At 54.0% G+C, this 16998-nt stretch carries 16 protein-coding genes and 1 pseudogene; 4 read left to right on the top strand and 13 right to left on the bottom strand.

Annotated features, from left to right (window positions below; genetic code table 11):
* The 11 genes and pseudogenes from ACWYRJ_RS17735 to asnC all read right to left on the bottom strand — a co-directional run.
* Positions 1-87: pseudogene (locus tag ACWYRJ_RS17735) on the bottom strand (F0F1 ATP synthase subunit gamma); the annotation flags it as partial.
* Positions 88-138: 51 nt separating this feature from the next.
* Entirely contained in the window at positions 139-1680 is a 1542-nt protein-coding gene (gene atpA, locus ACWYRJ_RS17730; protein WP_006808751.1) for a F0F1 ATP synthase subunit alpha, read from the bottom strand.
* Between the two features lie 12 nt (positions 1681-1692).
* Positions 1693-2226, bottom strand: coding sequence for a F0F1 ATP synthase subunit delta (gene atpH / locus ACWYRJ_RS17725; protein ID WP_023309790.1), 534 nt, complete (start codon positions 2224-2226; stop codon positions 1693-1695).
* Between the two features lie 14 nt (positions 2227-2240).
* Complete coding sequence (gene atpF / locus ACWYRJ_RS17720; RefSeq protein ID WP_014072436.1) at positions 2241-2711, bottom strand: F0F1 ATP synthase subunit B; 471 nt, start codon at positions 2709-2711, stop codon at positions 2241-2243.
* 48 nt (positions 2712-2759) lie between these two features.
* Positions 2760-2999, bottom strand: a complete 240-nt coding sequence (atpE, locus tag ACWYRJ_RS17715) for a F0F1 ATP synthase subunit C (protein WP_000429386.1) — start codon at positions 2997-2999, stop codon at positions 2760-2762.
* 49 nt (positions 3000-3048) lie between these two features.
* Complete coding sequence (atpB, locus tag ACWYRJ_RS17710) at positions 3049-3864, bottom strand: F0F1 ATP synthase subunit A (RefSeq protein WP_008500193.1); 816 nt, start codon at positions 3862-3864, stop codon at positions 3049-3051.
* Positions 3865-3872: 8 nt separating this feature from the next.
* On the bottom strand, positions 3873-4253 hold the full coding sequence (gene atpI / locus ACWYRJ_RS17705) for a F0F1 ATP synthase subunit I (protein WP_008500194.1): 381 nt from the start codon (positions 4251-4253) through the stop codon (positions 3873-3875).
* 617 nt (positions 4254-4870) lie between these two features.
* Positions 4871-5494: a 16S rRNA (guanine(527)-N(7))-methyltransferase RsmG gene (gene rsmG, locus ACWYRJ_RS17700; RefSeq protein WP_115876778.1), complete on the bottom strand. Its 624-nt coding sequence runs from the start codon at positions 5492-5494 to the stop codon at positions 4871-4873.
* A 107-nt stretch (positions 5495-5601) separates the two neighbouring features.
* Positions 5602-7491, bottom strand: a complete 1890-nt coding sequence (mnmG, locus tag ACWYRJ_RS17695) for a tRNA uridine-5-carboxymethylaminomethyl(34) synthesis enzyme MnmG (RefSeq protein WP_115876779.1) — start codon at positions 7489-7491, stop codon at positions 5602-5604.
* Positions 7492-7865: 374 nt separating this feature from the next.
* Positions 7866-8315: an FMN-binding protein MioC gene (gene mioC, locus ACWYRJ_RS17690; protein WP_008500197.1), complete on the bottom strand. Its 450-nt coding sequence runs from the start codon at positions 8313-8315 to the stop codon at positions 7866-7868.
* Positions 8316-8405: 90 nt separating this feature from the next.
* Entirely contained in the window at positions 8406-8864 is a 459-nt protein-coding gene (gene asnC / locus ACWYRJ_RS17685) for a transcriptional regulator AsnC (RefSeq protein ID WP_008500198.1), read from the bottom strand.
* Between the two features lie 151 nt (positions 8865-9015).
* On the opposite strand from asnC, the gene asnA reads away from it, so the two are divergent.
* Complete coding sequence (asnA, locus tag ACWYRJ_RS17680) at positions 9016-10008, top strand: aspartate--ammonia ligase (protein WP_133295375.1); 993 nt, start codon at positions 9016-9018, stop codon at positions 10006-10008.
* Here the strand turns inward: asnA and viaA are convergent, their stop codons facing one another.
* The gene (gene viaA, locus ACWYRJ_RS17675; protein WP_133295374.1) at positions 10009-11460 is read right to left on the bottom strand and encodes an ATPase RavA stimulator ViaA; all 1452 of its coding nucleotides are present in this window, start codon (positions 11458-11460) and stop codon (positions 10009-10011) included. It lies immediately after the preceding gene.
* Positions 11454-12950, bottom strand: coding sequence for an ATPase RavA (ravA, locus tag ACWYRJ_RS17670; protein WP_455508359.1), 1497 nt, complete (start codon positions 12948-12950; stop codon positions 11454-11456). The genes viaA and ravA overlap by 7 nt, the downstream gene beginning before the upstream one ends.
* Before the next feature lie 222 nt (positions 12951-13172).
* On the opposite strand from ravA, the gene kup reads away from it, so the two are divergent.
* The 3 genes from kup to rbsA all read left to right on the top strand — a co-directional run.
* The gene (kup, locus tag ACWYRJ_RS17665) at positions 13173-15041 is read left to right on the top strand and encodes a low affinity potassium transporter Kup (RefSeq protein ID WP_023309781.1); all 1869 of its coding nucleotides are present in this window, start codon (positions 13173-13175) and stop codon (positions 15039-15041) included.
* A 216-nt stretch (positions 15042-15257) separates the two neighbouring features.
* Positions 15258-15677, top strand: a complete 420-nt coding sequence (rbsD, locus tag ACWYRJ_RS17660; protein ID WP_003862392.1) for a D-ribose pyranase — start codon at positions 15258-15260, stop codon at positions 15675-15677.
* A gap of 7 nt (positions 15678-15684) precedes the next feature.
* Positions 15685-16998, top strand: a 1314-nt coding sequence (rbsA, locus tag ACWYRJ_RS17655; protein ID WP_455508358.1) for a ribose ABC transporter ATP-binding protein RbsA, incomplete at its 3' end; no start/stop codon positions are given.

The following is a 16998-nucleotide window of genomic DNA, read 5'->3' as shown; positions in this document are numbered from 1 at the left end:
AGCGGCGACCATCTCCATCGCTTTAGTGATCTTTTGCGTGTTCTGGACGCTTGCGATCTTACTACGTATCTCTTTTGCGCCGGCCATGAGCTTCTCCTCAATGCCAGGCGGCTTGTCCTGAGACAAGCCGCCGGACGATTACCAGGATTGGGTTGCTTTGAAGGAATCGAGGATAGCTTTCAGCTTGCCTTCGATTTCGTCGTTATAGCCACCGGTCTGGTTGATCTCTTGCATCAGCGGAGCGTGATCACGGTCGACGTAAGCCAGCAGAGCGGCTTCGAAGCTACCGATTTTCGCCAGTTCCACATCTTCGAGGTAACCGCGTTCAGCCGCGAACAGTACCAGGCCCTGCTGAGCAACAGACATTGGTGCGTACTGTTTTTGCTTCAGCAGCTCGGTCACTTTCTGACCGTGGCTCAGCTGTTTACGGGTTGCTTCGTCCAGATCGGATGCGAACTGAGAGAACGCAGCCAGTTCACGATACTGTGCCAGCGCGGTACGGATACCACCGGACAGTTTCTTGATGATCTTGGTCTGAGCAGCACCACCCACACGGGATACGGAGATACCCGGGTTAACTGCCGGACGAATACCTGAGTTAAACAGGTTGGTTTCCAGGAAGATCTGACCATCGGTAATAGAGATTACGTTGGTCGGAACGAACGCAGAAACGTCACCCGCCTGGGTTTCAATGATCGGCAGAGCGGTCAGAGAGCCCGTTTTACCCTTCACTTCACCTTTGGTGAAGTTCTCGACGTATTCCGCGTTAACGCGGGAAGCACGCTCCAGCAGACGAGAGTGGAGGTAGAATACGTCGCCAGGGAACGCTTCACGTCCAGGTGGACGACGGAGCAGCAGGGAAACCTGACGATAAGCAACAGCCTGTTTAGACAGGTCATCGTATACGATCAGAGCATCTTCACCGCGGTCACGGAAGTATTCGCCCATTGCGCAACCGGCGTATGGCGCCAGGTATTGCAGTGCAGCAGATTCAGACGCGGTCGCTACCACAACGATGGTGTTAGACAGTGCGCCATGCTCTTCCAGTTTACGAACCACGTTAGAAATGGTGGACGCTTTCTGGCCGATGGCCACGTACACGCATTTGATGCCGGAGTCACGCTGGTTGATGATGGCGTCGATAGCCATCGCGGTTTTACCGGTCTGACGGTCACCGATGATCAGTTCACGCTGACCACGACCGATTGGGATCATGGCATCAACGGACTTATAACCTGTCTGAACAGGCTGATCTACGGACTGACGGTCGATAACGCCTGGTGCGATAACTTCGATTGGAGAGAAGCCATCGTGCTCAACCGGACCTTTACCGTCGATTGGCGCACCCAGGGTGTTAACAACGCGACCCAGCAGGCCACGGCCAACCGGCACTTCCAGAATACGGCCAGTACACTTAACCTTCATGCCTTCGGCGAGGTCAGCGTATGGACCCATCACAACTGCACCTACGGAGTCGCGCTCCAGGTTCAGTGCGATAGCGTAACGGTTACCCGGCAGGGAAATCATCTCACCCTGCATACAATCGGCCAAGCCGTGGATACGGATAACACCGTCACTTACAGAAACAATAGTACCTTCGTTGTGAGCTTCACTCACAACACTGAACTGAGCAATGCGCTGCTTGATCAGTTCGCTGATTTCGGTGGAATTCAGTTGCATGCTCCAGTCCCCTTAAGACTGCAAGACGTCTGCAAGGCGTTCAAGACGGCCGCGTACGCTGCCATCAATGACCATATCACCCGAACGGATGATTACGCCTGCCATTACAGACTTATCGATTTTGCAATTCAGCTTAACTTTGCGTGACAGACGTTTTTCCATCGCGGCGGTGATTTTCGCAAGCTGTTCATTACTCAGTTCAGTCGCAGAAGTCACTTCGACTTCAGCGGTTGCTTCACTAAGGGCACGTAAGTGCTCAAACTGCTCGAGAACATCCGGGAGCACACGGAGACGACCATTTTCTGCCATCACCTTAATCAGGTTCTGGCCGTTGGCATCCAGTTGCTCTCCGCACACGGCGATAAACGACGCGGCGAGAGTTTCAGGTGCTAACGCACCGGAAAGCAACTCAGCCATTTGTTCGTTTTTCGTCACCTCAGCGGCAAACGCCAGCATATCCTGCCAGCGATCGACATTTTGGTGTTCGACAGCAAAGTCAAAAGCTGCTTTGGCGTAGGGGCGAGCTACCGTAACAAATTCAGACATCAGCCCCTCCCTCCTTACAGTTCAGCGACAAGTTTGTCCACGATGTCGCTGTTAGCAGCTTCATCCACGGAACGTTCGATGATCTTCTCGGCGCCAGCAACAGCCAGAATCGCAACCTGCTTACGCAGTTCTTCACGAGCACGTTTACGCTCAGCATCAATTTCTGCCTGAGCCTGTGTCACGATCTTAGTACGTTCCTGTTCTGCTTCAGCTTTGGCTTCGTCCAGGATCTGCGAACGGCGTTTGTTAGCCTGTTCGATGATAACCTGAGCTTCCGCTTTCGCTTTTTTCAGCTGGTCTGTCGCGTTGGCCTGTGCAAGGTCCAAATCTTTCTTAGCGCGTTCTGCAGAAGCCAGACCGTCAGCAATTTCTTTCTGACGTTTTTCGATGGCAGCCATTAAAGGCGGCCATACATACTTCATGCAGAACCAGACAAAGAGAATAAACGCGATGGCCTGGCCGAGGATTGTTGCGTTCATGTTCACAGCACAATACCTCTTTAATATCTGTGGCTTAGGGTTTTAAAACTACTACTACGCGACAGCAAACATCACGTACAGACCCAGACCTACAGCGATCATTGGGATAGCATCCACCAGACCCATAACGATAAAGAACTGAGTACGCAGCAGAGGAATCAGATCAGGTTGACGCGCTGCGCCTTCCAGGAATTTGCCCCCGAGGATGCCGATACCGATCGCAGCACCGATAGCCGCCAGACCCATCATCACAGCGGCAGCCATGTACAGCAGATCCATATTCAGGTTTTCCATGACAGTCTCCAGTTTGTTTCAATTAAAACGTAGTAGTGTTGGTAAAAAATCAGTGCTCTTCAGACGCCATCGACAGATAGACGATCGTCAGAACCATGAAGATAAAGGCTTGCAGCGTAATGATCAGGATGTGGAAAATGGCCCACGGCACATTCAGAACCCACTGTGACCACCACGGCAGAAGACCCGCGATCAGAATGAAAATCAGCTCACCCGCATACATGTTGCCGAACAGTCGCAGACCCAGTGAAACAGGTTTGGACAGCAGGCTAACGCCTTCCAGGATCAGGTTGACCGGAATAAACGCCCAGTGGTTGAACGGCTGCAAGGTAAGCTCTTTCACAAAGCCGCTTACGCCTTTCATTTTGATGCTGTAGAAAAGAATCAGGATAAATACGCCCAACGCCATCGACAGGGTGATGTTCACGTCCGCAGACGGTACAACACGCAGCGCTGGCAGGCCGAAGATGTGCTCACCGATAAACGGCAGCAGATCGATTGGCAGCAGGTCCATCAGGTTCATCAGGAAGACCCAAACGAACACGGTCAGGGCCAGCGGAGCAATCAGCTTGCTCTTGCCATGGTACATGTCTTTGACGCTGCCATGGACGAAGCCGATAATCATTTCGATGAAGGTCTGGAATTTCCCTGGTACACCGCTGGTCGCTCGTTTAGCAACACCGCGGAACATGGCCAGGAACAGAAGACCCAAAACCACCGAGAAGAACATGGAGTCGATGTTGATCGTCCAGAAGGTGGCCGGGGGGTTATGTGGATCCACCAGCGAGAATGTACGCAGGTCCAACTGAAGGTTATTCAGATGGTGACCTATGTAATCCTGCGGCGTCATATTTTCTGAAGCCATGATGCCTTTTACCCTTTGTTATTGATTACAGCTGGAGCCAGAACTTGTACCACCAGCACCAAAACCCACGTTGCTATCAGCGGCATGAAGACCACTTTCAAAACCGCCAGCGCCATCACCAGTAGAGCAAAGGTCAGCAACACCTTACACACTTCGCCGAGAGCGAAGGACCAGGCCACGCGGCCTTTGGCGGGTGTATGCGCCTGATGACGCCAGGCAAAAATCATAAACAACACGTTTGGCAGCACAACCGCCAAACCCCCGCACACGGCGGAGATGCCCCAGAAGGGGTCTTTGAGGCTAAACAGCAGTCCACTTGCTATCACAGCCAGAAACTGAATGAACAGAAGCTTACGAGCAACGTTTCTACTCAAGAGCGACACAGACATCACGTTTTTACTCCTGCTCCCTTCGAGGTATGTCGCGTGTCGTATAAAACGTCCTTTAAGGCTCAGAGTCAAGCATCAAAAAGCGGTCAAATTATACGGTGCGCACCCGTGATTTCAAACATTAAGTAGCGAAAAGGTGAATAAATGTTTAAATATTTTTCCCCACCGCTATTTTTTAACTTTCGAGCAAAGCACCAACCTTCGACCAAAACTGCAAACAGCGCGAAAACGTTGTCGAGAAAGCGTGCACGAGATCACAAAACACACATTTGCGATAAGGTTGTATTTATCAAAGACGCAAATCGCAGAAATTTATCTTTATGAAATTAAACGCAAAATATCGCAACTATTTTCAAAACAGCCCGGTACACAATAAAAACCTTTTATTGACATTCTTAATAAATAATTAACATTGCGTTCTGGTTACTGCTTTCCACTTTTAGCAGACTTATATTTTCACAGATGACTATCTTCAAGAGGAAGAATAGTCGCCAGGTTAACCAGAAGAAAAACCTTAGTAAAAACGAGGTTAAAAGCTCACCCAATAAATCCCCGGTAGTTGTGCTGTTTTTTAACATGCGAAGAACAGCACAAATTCCACATTTTTTATTAATTTTTTAAAAATTGTTTGGCTTAATTATCACCAGATGACGTTCGCCATCGAGCTGAGGAATGTTTAATTTCTCGATGGATTCAACAGCAAAACCGTCCGGAAGCTGTTCAATCTCATCGCCTGGCAACTGCCCTTTTAGCGCATAAAAGCGGCCATTCTCAGCAGGTAAGTGCTTGCACCAGCTCACCATATCATTGAGCGACGCAAATGCGCGGCTGATAACCCCGTCAAACGGCGGCTCTGCCGGGAACGCCTCTACCCTGCTCTGTACGGGCGTAATATTTTCAAGCTTCAGCTCATGCTGTACCTGACGTAAAAAGCGCACACGCTTGCCAAGACTGTCCAGAAGCGTGAAATGGCTCTCAGGGCGAACAATCGACAGCGGAATACCCGGCAGACCAGGGCCCGTCCCTACGTCGATAAAACGCTCACCTTTCAGATAAGGGGCAACCACGATGCTGTCGAGAATGTGGCGAACGAGCATCTCGTTGGGGTCGCGAACAGACGTCAGGTTGTACGCTTTATTCCATTTATTCAGCATATCGACATAGGCCACCAGCTGATTTTTCTGGTGATCGGTGAGCGAAATACCTGCCTGATCCAGCAGACGAGAGAGTTTGTTGAGCACGGTGAATACCTGTTGGAAAACTTAGGTGGCGGGTGGCGCTTGGCTTACCCGCCCTACGGGTTCAGTAGGCCCGGTAAGCGCTGCGCCACCGGGCAATATTCCGGGCCTTACGCGCTACGGCGCAGCATGCCCTGCTTTTTCAGCCACACCAGCAGAATGGAAATCGCTGCAGGCGTGACGCCGGAGATACGTGAGGCTTGGCCGATCGAGACCGGTTTGTGATCGTTCAGCTTGGCGATCACTTCGTTGGAAAGGCCAGTCACCTGGCGGTAGTCCAGCATTTCCGGCAGCAGCGTGTTTTCGTTACGCTGCTGTTTTTCGATCTCATCCTGCTGACGCGCGATGTAACCTTCGTACTTAACCTGGATCTCAACCTGCTCTGCCGCTTCAGCATCTTCAAGGCCCGGCGCGAACGCGGTCAGTTTGACCAGGTTCTCGTAGGTGACTTCAGGACGGCGCAACAAATCTTCACCGCTGGCCTCGCGCGACAGCGGCGCGGTTAAGTGAGCGTTTACTTCGGCAGCGGTTTCCGCCTGCGGGTTCACCCAGGTGGTTTTCAGGCGCTGACGTTCCTGTTCAATGCGCTCCAGCTTCTCGTTAAAGCGCGCCCAGCGTTCGTCATCGACCAGACCCAGCTCGCGGCCGATTTCGGTCAAACGCAGGTCGGCGTTATCTTCACGCAGCATCAGGCGATATTCCGCGCGAGAGGTAAACATACGGTACGGTTCTTTGGTACCCAGCGTGCAGAGATCGTCAACCAGCACGCCCAGATACGCCTGAGAACGGCCGGGTGCCCAGCCCTCTTTCTCAGCAGAGAAGCGCGCGGCGTTCAGACCGGCAAGCAGGCCCTGCGCAGCCGCTTCTTCGTAGCCGGTGGTGCCGTTAATCTGACCCGCAAAGAACAGACCGTGGATGAATTTGCTCTCCAGGGTTGGCTTCAGGTCACGCGGATCGAAGAAATCGTACTCAATAGCGTAGCCAGGGCGAACGATTTTTGCGTTCTCCATGCCCTGCATTGAGCGAACAATTTGCATCTGCACGTCAAACGGCAGGCTGGTGGAGATGCCGTTCGGGTAAATTTCGTTCGAGGTCAGCCCTTCCGGCTCCAGGAAGATCTGGTGCTGGTTGCGATCGGCGAAGCGCATCACTTTGTCCTCGATCGACGGGCAGTAGCGCGGACCGATCCCTTCGATCACGCCGGCGTACATCGGGCTGCGATCGAGGTTATTGCGGATCACGTCGTGGGTTTTCTCGTTGGTATGCGTGATATAGCACGGCACCTGCTGCGGATGCTGTGCTGCATTCCCCATGAACGAGAAGACCGGCATTGGGTTATCACCGTGCTGTTGCGCCAGCACGCTGAAATCAATGGTGCGCGCATCAATACGCGGCGGCGTACCGGTTTTCAGGCGGCTAACGCGCAGCGGCAGTTCGCGCAGACGGCGAGACAGTGGAATAGACGGCGGATCGCCAGCACGGCCGCCGCTGTAGTTATCCAGACCGATATGAATTTTACCGTCAAGGAATGTGCCCACGGTCAGCACCACGGCTTTGGCGCGGAATTTGAGGCCCATCTGGGTCACGGCACCCACGACGCGATCGTTCTCAACGATTAGATCTTCAACCGCCTGCTGGAAAATCATCAGGTTCGGCTGATTCTCCAGGGCGGTACGCACCGCCTGACGATAAAGTACGCGGTCTGCCTGAGCACGGGTCGCACGCACAGCGGGACCTTTACTCGCGTTTAGTATCCTAAACTGGATGCCGGCCCGATCGATCGCTTTCGCCATCAGGCCGCCAAGTGCATCCACTTCTTTTACCAGGTGTCCTTTCCCAATGCCGCCAATCGCCGGATTACAGGACATTTGTCCCAGCGTGTCGATATTGTGTGTCAAAAGCAGGGTCTGCTGACCCATTCGCGCTGCGGCCATTGCGGCCTCAGTGCCTGCGTGACCCCCGCCAATGATGATGACGTCAAAAGGATCCTGATAAAACATGGTGGTCTGCCTCGCGTAAAGCGGTATGAAAATGGATTGAAGCCCGGGCCGTGGATTCTACTCAACTTTAGTCTTTCGAGAAAGCATTGGGATCCTGGGCTATTAAAAAGAAGATCTTTTTATTTAGAGATCTGTTCTATTGTGATCTCTTATTAGGATCGCGAACCTGTGTGGATAAGTCCGATCTCATAAAGAAGATCATGCGGTTAGAAAGGATCGTTTGCTGTGAATGATCGGTGATCCTGGACCGTATAAGCTGGGATCAGATCGCGACTTTATACACAGGCCAAAAACGGCGCTACGGTTGTTATTTGGATAACTACGGGTTAATACGAGCTTTTAACCAGAGTTATCCACATCTGTTCGCGCGATCTTTAATCGTTTTTGAGTAAATTTTTCCATTCCGCGAGCCAGATCTCGGCTGGATCCTCCGGAATGTCATGATCGAGGATGTTGATCTTGAGTGTTTCGCCCAGCTGTTTTGCTCCGCAGGAGGTAACAGCGGCTTCGACTTTCTCTATTGCCCCGCAAAAGGTGTCATATTCACGACTGCCGATCCCCACTGCGCCAAAACGGACGTTTGACAGGTCGGGCTGCTGTTCCAGCAGTTCGTCATATAAAGGTTGCAGATTATCCGGCAGATCCCCCGCGCCGTGCGTGGAGGTGATCAGCAGCCAGACCCCGTCAGTCGGGAGATCTTCAAGCAACGGGCCGTGCAGGGTTTCCGTGGAAAAGCCCGCCTCTTCCAGCTTTTCAGCCAGATGTTCCGCTACGTATTCCGCACCACCAAGGGTGCTGCCGCTGATAAGGGTAATGTCCGCCATTGATCGCTCGCCCAGATAAAGAGACGGCCATTGTACGCTGTGAACGAGCTGGGATCTACCTGTGGAAAATGTGGGAATGAATTTGCCCGATCACGGGCGGATGGTACGCATGATCGGGTTTTGCAAGGAGATCAGGGTCTCGGTGGACTGAATTTCATCTATTGTTTGGATCTTGTTGATAAGTACCTGCTGGAGCGCGTCGATGGATCGGCACATAACTTTAATAAAGATGCTGTAGTGCCCGGTGGTGTAGTACGCCTCGGTGACTTCATCCAGCGCGTTCAGTTTCGCCAGGGCAGAAGGGTAGTCTTTGGCGCTTTTAAGAATGATGCCGATGAAGCAGCAGACGTCGTAACCCAGCTGCTTAGGGCTGACGTCAATGCGCGCACCGGTAATGATCCCTGCCTGTTTCATCTTTTCTACGCGAACGTGAATGGTTCCCGGGCTGACGCCAAACTGTTTTGCCAGTTCGGCGTAGGCGGTACGGGCATTAGCCATTAAGGCCTCCAGAATGCCGCGGTCGAGATTGTCGATCTGATAATTTTCCATAGCTTTTTCTTATGAAGATTAATGAATCACTCTATTCTAGCGCCATATTTTATCGAATCAAAAGTGAAGGTGGCTTTTTGTTGATGGGTTATTGAATAAGGTGCCGTTTCTGTTGCTTAATCAATATCAACAGGACGCAGGAGTATAAATAATGAAAACCGCTTACATCGCAAAACAACGCCAGATTAGTTTCGTAAAGTCCCATTTTTCCCGCCAGCTGGAAGAGAAGCTTGGGCTGATTGAAGTCCAGGCACCGATCCTCAGCCGCGTGGGTGACGGGACGCAGGATAACCTCTCTGGATGCGAAAAAGCGGTACAGGTGAAAGTGAAAACACTGCCAGACGCCCAGTTCGAAGTGGTTCATTCACTGGCGAAGTGGAAGCGTCAGACCCTGGGACAACACGACTTCAGCGCGGGCGAAGGGCTCTACACGCACATGAAAGCCCTTCGCCCCGATGAAGATCGCCTTTCACCGATTCATTCTGTTTACGTTGACCAGTGGGACTGGGAGCGCGTAATGGGTGATGGTGAACGTCATATCGGTACGCTGAAATCCACCGTTGAGGCGATCTACGCCGGGATCAAAGCAACCGAAGCGGCAGTGAGCAAAGAGTTTGGTCTGGCAACGTTCCTGCCGGATACGATCCACTTTGTCCACAGCCAGGAACTGCTGACCCGTTTCCCGGATCTGGATGCCAAAGGCCGCGAGCGTGCGATCGCCAAAGAATTAGGTGCTGTGTTCCTGATCGGTATCGGCGGCAAATTGTCTGATGGCAAACGCCACGACGTTCGTGCGCCTGATTATGATGACTGGAGTACTGCGGGTGAGGGCGAATTTGCCGGGCTGAACGGCGATATTCTTGTCTGGAACCCGATACTGGAAGACGCATTCGAGCTCTCTTCTATGGGGATCCGCGTGGATGCTGACGCGCTGAAGCGCCAGCTGGCGGTCACCGGTGATGAAGACCGTCTCAAACTCGAGTGGCACCAGGCGCTGCTGCGCGGAGAAATGCCGCAGACGATTGGCGGTGGTATCGGCCAGTCCCGTCTGACCATGCTGCTGCTGCAATTACCTCATATCGGTCAGGTTCAGTGTGGCGTCTGGCCGCAGCAGGTACGTGAAAGCGTTGGCTCTCTTCTGTAATTAACGCTGCCAGCGTCTGAGCAGGCGACTACGCAGCCCGGTATCAAAGCGCCAGATATGATCGAAGATGCGCATGATGCCGGGTTTTCCATGGGCGGACATCGCCACCGCATGAAAACGGTGTTGATGCACCCGCTGTAATTCCTTCACCTTATTGACCACATCATCCGGTAGCCGCTGGGCAATAAAATCGGAAATCACCACAGCGTCAGCGTCGTACCAGTCGCCGCCCTGCATACGCTCCACAATGCTGCGAAAACAGCTTGCCAGATCGGTTCCACCGCGAAAACGCTGGCTCAGGAAGCGGATTGCCTGCTCGATCCCCTGCTGGTTCGTCAGCTCATAGCCCACGACTTCGCTGGAGAACAGCATGATGAAGCAGCGACGGCGATCGGCGAGCGCCACGCGCATCAGTGCCAGACAGAACGCCTTCGCACACTGCTCGTTAAACCCACCCATCGATCCGGACGTATCCACGCAAACTATGAATGGCCCGCGCGGCTGTTCATCAAAATCCTGATGAACCACAGGACGCTGGCTTACCTTCTCGCGCCAGGCTTCGCCGTGCAGCCGGTAGGTGAGGAGCTGTTTTTCCACCAGCCGACGGTAAAACTCATACTCCAGCTCGGTCATCCCGAGCGTGCTCAGTTCCGTGGGCAGCAGGCGTAAAATGTCATCACTCTGCTGGAGCCCGTCGACCTGCTCCGGCACGGTAGCCGGTTCGCGCACCAGGGTGCGGAAAGTCTCCATGGGGGCATCTTTCTTTGGGACCGACTTTGCCTCCCTTGAGCGACCCAGCTGTTCTGCAAGCTTCATCAGCTCGGGCTGCTGCGCCAGAAAATCGCCGTATTTGACGATCAGCTGATAGTCCCCGCGCCGGAGCTGACCGGCGCTCATATCCCAGAGACGCCCTGCGGCGTTTTCATTCTCCACCAGCACCTGCTCAAGCTGGCCGCTTAAGGTCATGCGCTCCTGAACTTCACTGAGCAGCTGTTCGCGCTCTTCGTCCAGCAGCTGCTGGTTTAGCGTCGTGGCCTGCACCACCAGGCTGAGGCGCCAGCGCTGTAAGAAGAGGGTGTGCAGTGCGGGAGTGAACGTGGCGTTATCCGTGACCAGCGCCCGGGCCTGGCTGGCAAACGGAGAGTGGACCTTGTCGAGCAGCGTCAGGGTTTGCGGAAGCTGAACGATAAACTGCGATGTGGAGAGCCGCTGGCACTGCTGATAACAGGCCACCTCTTCCGTTAGCTCAGGCGGAACTTCGGTCTCCCTGAACCGCTGACGCAAATTTTCCCGCCAGCGCGGAAGATCGTCCGTCATTGCTTTTTTGAGCTTCGGAAATTTTTCAAAGAAGGCTGCCAGCTGCGGCGAAGCCAGAAGGGTTATGACCACTTCTTCGATCAACCCTTCCTCGCTGACGGCCAGCATGACGTTAAGCGTATCCAGAGTTAGCATTGACGCGCCTGTTTAATCTGCGCGCTGACGTCCTGCAGGCTGGCTTCGATGCGACCTAGCCAGTCACTATGAATAAAGAGGCATTTTTGCTGCTCGCTAAAGCGGGTGTGCTGCTGGTGCCATTCCGTATCCAGCGCGTCCAGCTGCTGCTTAATCTCCTCGGGGACGCTGTCAGAGGCGGTTCCCGGCAGCGCGAGACGCGAGCCCTGCAGGCTGACGTCGCGGATCACCAGGTGCTGGCTGCTGTCCACTTCCATATTCAGCGGCTGCGCGAAACCGATGCCGTTGAGCTTTCCACGGATCTCTCCGCCCTTATCCAGCCACTGTGCCAGCGCCTCACGCTCAATCGTCACATGCACCACCTGCATATCATGCAGCTTAAGCGGCTGTTGGAGCAGCAGGGTCAGCGTCGGGCTGTTGAGTTCGGAGGGTAATTCATAGTGCGGTTTGCGTGCGAACATTCCCCCCAGGCGATTCACTTTCAACGCGGTTTTATCACTTTGCTGCTGCTGGAGCTGGATGCGCCGCTGGGCAATCGCCCCCAACTGATTGAGCATCGCCTGCTGTCCCCAGGCGTGTCCGGTCATCAAAACGTCAAGCTGCTGCTGCATCAGGTTCATGCCTTCCGCGTCGTGCCAGAGGCAGTCTTTCAGCAGGATCAGATCAATGGGTGCCACGGCATCGCGGCCGCTGAACAGGGCGCTGGCCTGCAGCAGACGGATCGCTTTTTTCCAGCGGCGATCGGAGACATAGGGCGCCGAGGGAAGGTGATCAAGCTGCTGACGCAGCAGATAGATCAGCTCGAATACCGCGTCCGGCAATTTGATTTTGCCAATATCCTGCTGCCACTGGTGGTACTCCTCATCCGTCACCTGCAGCGAAGCGGGTACCGGATTTTCGCTCTCGTCCTGCTGGCTGACCAGCATGGAGCGGAAGTTGGATTTATCCTGTACTTTGTCCAGCCACAGGCGGATCAGCATACGGTCATACAGCGCTTCCAGGCTGCTGTCGGCTTCAGGCAGTTCGTTTGAGGCGGCCACCAGCAGGCGCATTGGGATTTTTTCTTCACTGGCGCCGTTGCGGAACCGACGTTCGTTTATCGCCGTGAGCAGGGTGTTCAGAATGGCCGGTCCCGCTTTCCAGATCTCATCAAGAAAGACAATTTCAGCCTCCGGAAGATACCCTTCTGTCAGACGCTGATAGCGCCCCTCATCTTTCAGTGCCTGAATGGAAAGTGGGCCAAAAACTTCTTCTGGGGTGGAAAACCGGGTCATGAGATATTCGAAGGCGCGGGCGTTCTGAAAAGCAAATTTTAGCCTGCGGGCAATCAGGCTTTTGGCAATGCCCGGCGGACCCAGCAAAAACACGCTCTCGCCGCTCAACGCCGCCAGTAAACAGAGGCGAATGGCGTGGCTACGCTCGAAAAGGCCTTTCTCCAGCGCGCTGCTAAGGCGGGAAATTCTTTCTGCTAATAAATGTGAGTGAGCCATAATAGTTTTGCATCCTTTCGCCGTCGTGGCGGCCAATTGAAGCGAGTATAGACGTTTCAGTCAGGGCTGGTAATAGACTGAAGTGCGGCGCAATTTTCTTTGCGCTACATTAATGCGGTTGCATTTAGGGGTACGATTTTGCAATGAATCGTGCATACTGTGCGCTTTTTGTGGGCCAAGGGACCAGGAACACATTTGTTATTTAAACGAAAAGACTAGTCTATGAGCACTGATAATAAGCAATCATTACCCGCAATAACGCTTGCGGCGATCGGGGTTGTCTACGGTGATATTGGCACCAGCCCGCTTTATACGCTTCGTGAATGTCTGTCCGGCCAGTTTGGCTTTGGTGTTGAGCGCGATGCCGTATTTGGCTTCCTGTCCCTCATCTTCTGGCTGCTGATCCTGGTGGTTTCCGTTAAATATCTCTCCTTCGTTATGCGTGCTGATAACGCAGGTGAAGGCGGGATCCTGACCCTGATGTCCCTTGCAGGGCGCAACACCTCAGCCAGAATGACCTCCGTTCTGGTGATTATCGGCCTGATTGGCGGCAGCTTCTTCTACGGAGAGGTGGTTATCACGCCCGCGATTTCGGTCCTCTCGGCGATAGAGGGGCTGGAAATTATTGCCCCGCAGCTCGATTCATGGGTTGTTCCTCTGGCCATTATTGTCCTGACGCTGCTGTTTATGATCCAGAAGCACGGTACCGGGCTGGTGGGCAAACTGTTTGCGCCGATTATGCTGGCCTGGTTCCTGATCCTGGCCGCGCTTGGTTTGCGCAGCATTATCGCGAATCCGGAAGTGCTGCATGCGCTAAACCCTTACTGGGCCGTGCATTTCTTCCTTGAATACAAAGTGGTTTCCTTCGTGGCGCTGGGTGCCGTCGTGCTCTCCATCACCGGTGTGGAAGCGCTATATGCTGACATGGGGCACTTCGGGAAACTGCCTATCCGCGTGGCATGGTTTATTGTGGTGCTACCGTCGCTGGTGCTGAACTATTTCGGCCAGGGCGCGCTGTTGCTTAAAAATCCGGAAGCGATCAAGAACCCGTTCTTCCTGCTGGCGCCTGACTGGGCGCTGGTGCCGATGCTGATTCTGGCGACGCTGGCGACCGTCATTGCCTCTCAGGCGGTGATTTCCGGCGTGTTTTCTCTGACGCGCCAGGCCGTGCGTCTGGGGTATCTCTCACCGATGCGCATCATCCATACCTCTGAGATGGAGTCGGGCCAGATCTACATCCCGTTCGTTAACTGGCTGCTCTATTTCGCGGTTGTGATTGTTATCGTCAGCTTCGAGCACTCCAGCAACCTGGCGGCGGCGTACGGTATTGCGGTAACCGGTACGATGGTGCTGACATCGCTTCTCTCCACCACGGTAGCGTACCGAAACTGGCACTGGAATAAATTCCTCGTGGCGATGATTCTGGTGGGCTTCCTGTGCATTGACGTGCCGCTATTCTCCGCAAACCTCGACAAGATTGTCTCCGGCGGCTGGCTGCCGCTGACGCTGGGTCTGGTGATGTTCATCGTCATGACCACCTGGAAAAGCGAGCGTTTCCGTCTGCTGCGCCGCATGCACGAGCACGGGAACTCTCTTGAGGCGATGATCGCTTCTCTGGAGAAATCCCCGCCGGTCCGCGTGCCGGGCACAGCGGTGTACATGTCTCGCGCCCTGAACGTCATTCCCTTCGCGCTGATGCATAACCTCAAGCACAACAAAGTGCTGCACGAGCGCGTGATCCTGCTGACGCTGCGTACCGAAGATGCACCTTACGTTCACAACGTGCGTCGTGTGCAAATCGAGCAGCTCTCCCCGACATTCTGGCGTGTGGTGGCGAGCTACGGCTGGCGTGAAACGCCAAATGTGGAAGAGGTGTTCCACCGCTGCGGTCTGGAAGGGCTGAGCTGCCGGATGATGGAGACGTCGTTCTTTATGTCTCACGAATCGCTTATCATCGGCAAGCGCCCTTGGTATTTGCGCCTGCGCGGCAAGCTGTACCTGATCCTGCAGCGTAACGCCCTGCGCGCGCCTGACCAGTTTGAGATCCCGCCTAACCGCGTGATAGAGCTGGGTACGCAGGTCGAGATTTAAGTCCTTTCGAAAATGCCGGGTGGCGCTGCGCTTACCCGGCCTACCAAACCCGTAGGCCCGTGCAAGTGAAGCGCCGTCGGGCTATTTCTCCCATCAATATTTCACTTAGCGAAACGTTTCGACGTCGATCACAAATCTGTTACGTCATGATGGTTTTCTGAACATTTCTGGCGCTACACTACTTTTAGCGAAACGTTTCGCTAGTGGAGCAAGAAAATGAAGAAAGGCACGGTACTCAACTCAGAAATCTCATCGGTTATTTCCCGTCTTGGGCATACCGATACGCTGGTGGTTTGCGATGCAGGCTTACCGGTTCCGCGCAGCACAACCCGTATTGATATGGCGTTAACGCAGGGTGTTCCTTCGTTTATGCAGGTACTGGAAGTCGTGACGGCAGAGATGCAGGTTGAGGCAGCCATTCTCGCGGCGGAAATCAAACAACATAATCCGCAACTCCACGAAACGTTGCTCAGCCATATTGAGCAACTGCAACAACACCAGGGAAACACCATAGAAATTCGTTACACAACGCACGAGCAGTTCAAACAACAAACCGCAGACAGTCAGGCGGTAATTCGCAGCGGGGAGTGTTCCCCGTATGCGAATATCATTCTCTGTGCTGGCGTCACCTTCTGAGGCCATCATGGACGCATTACTGCAACTCAAAGGGATCGATAAGTCGTTCCCGGGCGTAAAAGCCCTCTCCGGCGCGGCGCTGAACGTCTACCCCGGGCGCGTAATGGCGCTGGTGGGGGAAAACGGCGCCGGCAAATCCACCATGATGAAAGTGCTGACCGGTATCTATCAACGCGATGCCGGTTCACTCCTCTGGCTGGGTAAAGAAACCACCTTCACTGGCCCGAAATCTTCTCAGGAAGCGGGTATCGGCATTATTCACCAGGAGCTGAACCTGATCCCGCAGCTCACCATTGCGGAAAACATCTTCCTCGGCCGCGAGTTTGTTAACCGGTTCGGCAAAATCGACTGGAAAACTATGTATGCCGAAGCGGACAAGCTGCTGGCGAAGCTGAACCTGCGCTTTAAGAGCGACCGTCTGGTAGGCGATTTGTCGATTGGCGATCAGCAGATGGTGGAAATCGCGAAGGTGCTGAGCTTTGAGTCGAAGGTCATCATTATGGATGAACCGACCGACGCCCTGACCGATACCGAAACCGAATCCCTGTTCCGCGTTATCCGCGAGCTGAAGTCGCAGGGGCGCGGGATTGTCTATATCTCTCACCGCATGAAAGAGATCTTCGAGATCTGCGACGACGTCACCGTTTTCCGTGACGGGCAGTTTATTGCCGAGCGCGAAGTGGCCACGCTGACCGAAGATACGCTCATTGAAATGATGGTGGGACGTAAGCTTGAAGATCAATATCCGCATCTGGATAAAGCGCCGGGAGAGATCCGCCTGAAGGTAGACAACCTCTGCGGTCCGGGTGTGAACGACGTGACCTTTACCCTGCGCCAGGGCGAGATCCTGGGCGTGGCGGGCTTGATGGGTGCCGGACGTACCGAGCTGATGAAAGTATTGTACGGCGCACTGCCGCGCACCAGCGGTTATGTCACCCTTGACGGCCATGAAGTGGTCACCCGCTCTCCGCAGGATGGTCTGGCGAACGGCATCGTCTATATCTCCGAAGACCGCAAACGCGATGGCCTGGTGCTGGGCATGTCGGTAAAAGAGAACATGTCCCTGACCGCGCTGCGCTATTTCAGCCATAGCGGTGGAAGCCTGAAGCATAAAGACGAACAGCAGGCGGTCAGCGATTTTATCCGCCTCTTTAACGTCAAAACCCCGTCGATGGAGCAGGCGATTGGCCTGTTATCCGGCGGGAATCAGCAGAAAGTGGCGATTGCGCGCGGGCTGATGACGCGCCCGAAAGTGCTGATCCTCGACGAGCCAACCCGCGGCGTGGACGTGGGCGCGAAGAAAGAGATCTATCAGCTGATT

This window comes from Enterobacter sp. (genome assembly GCF_977039595.1).
This window is presented reverse-complemented; position numbering and strand designations above follow the sequence as displayed.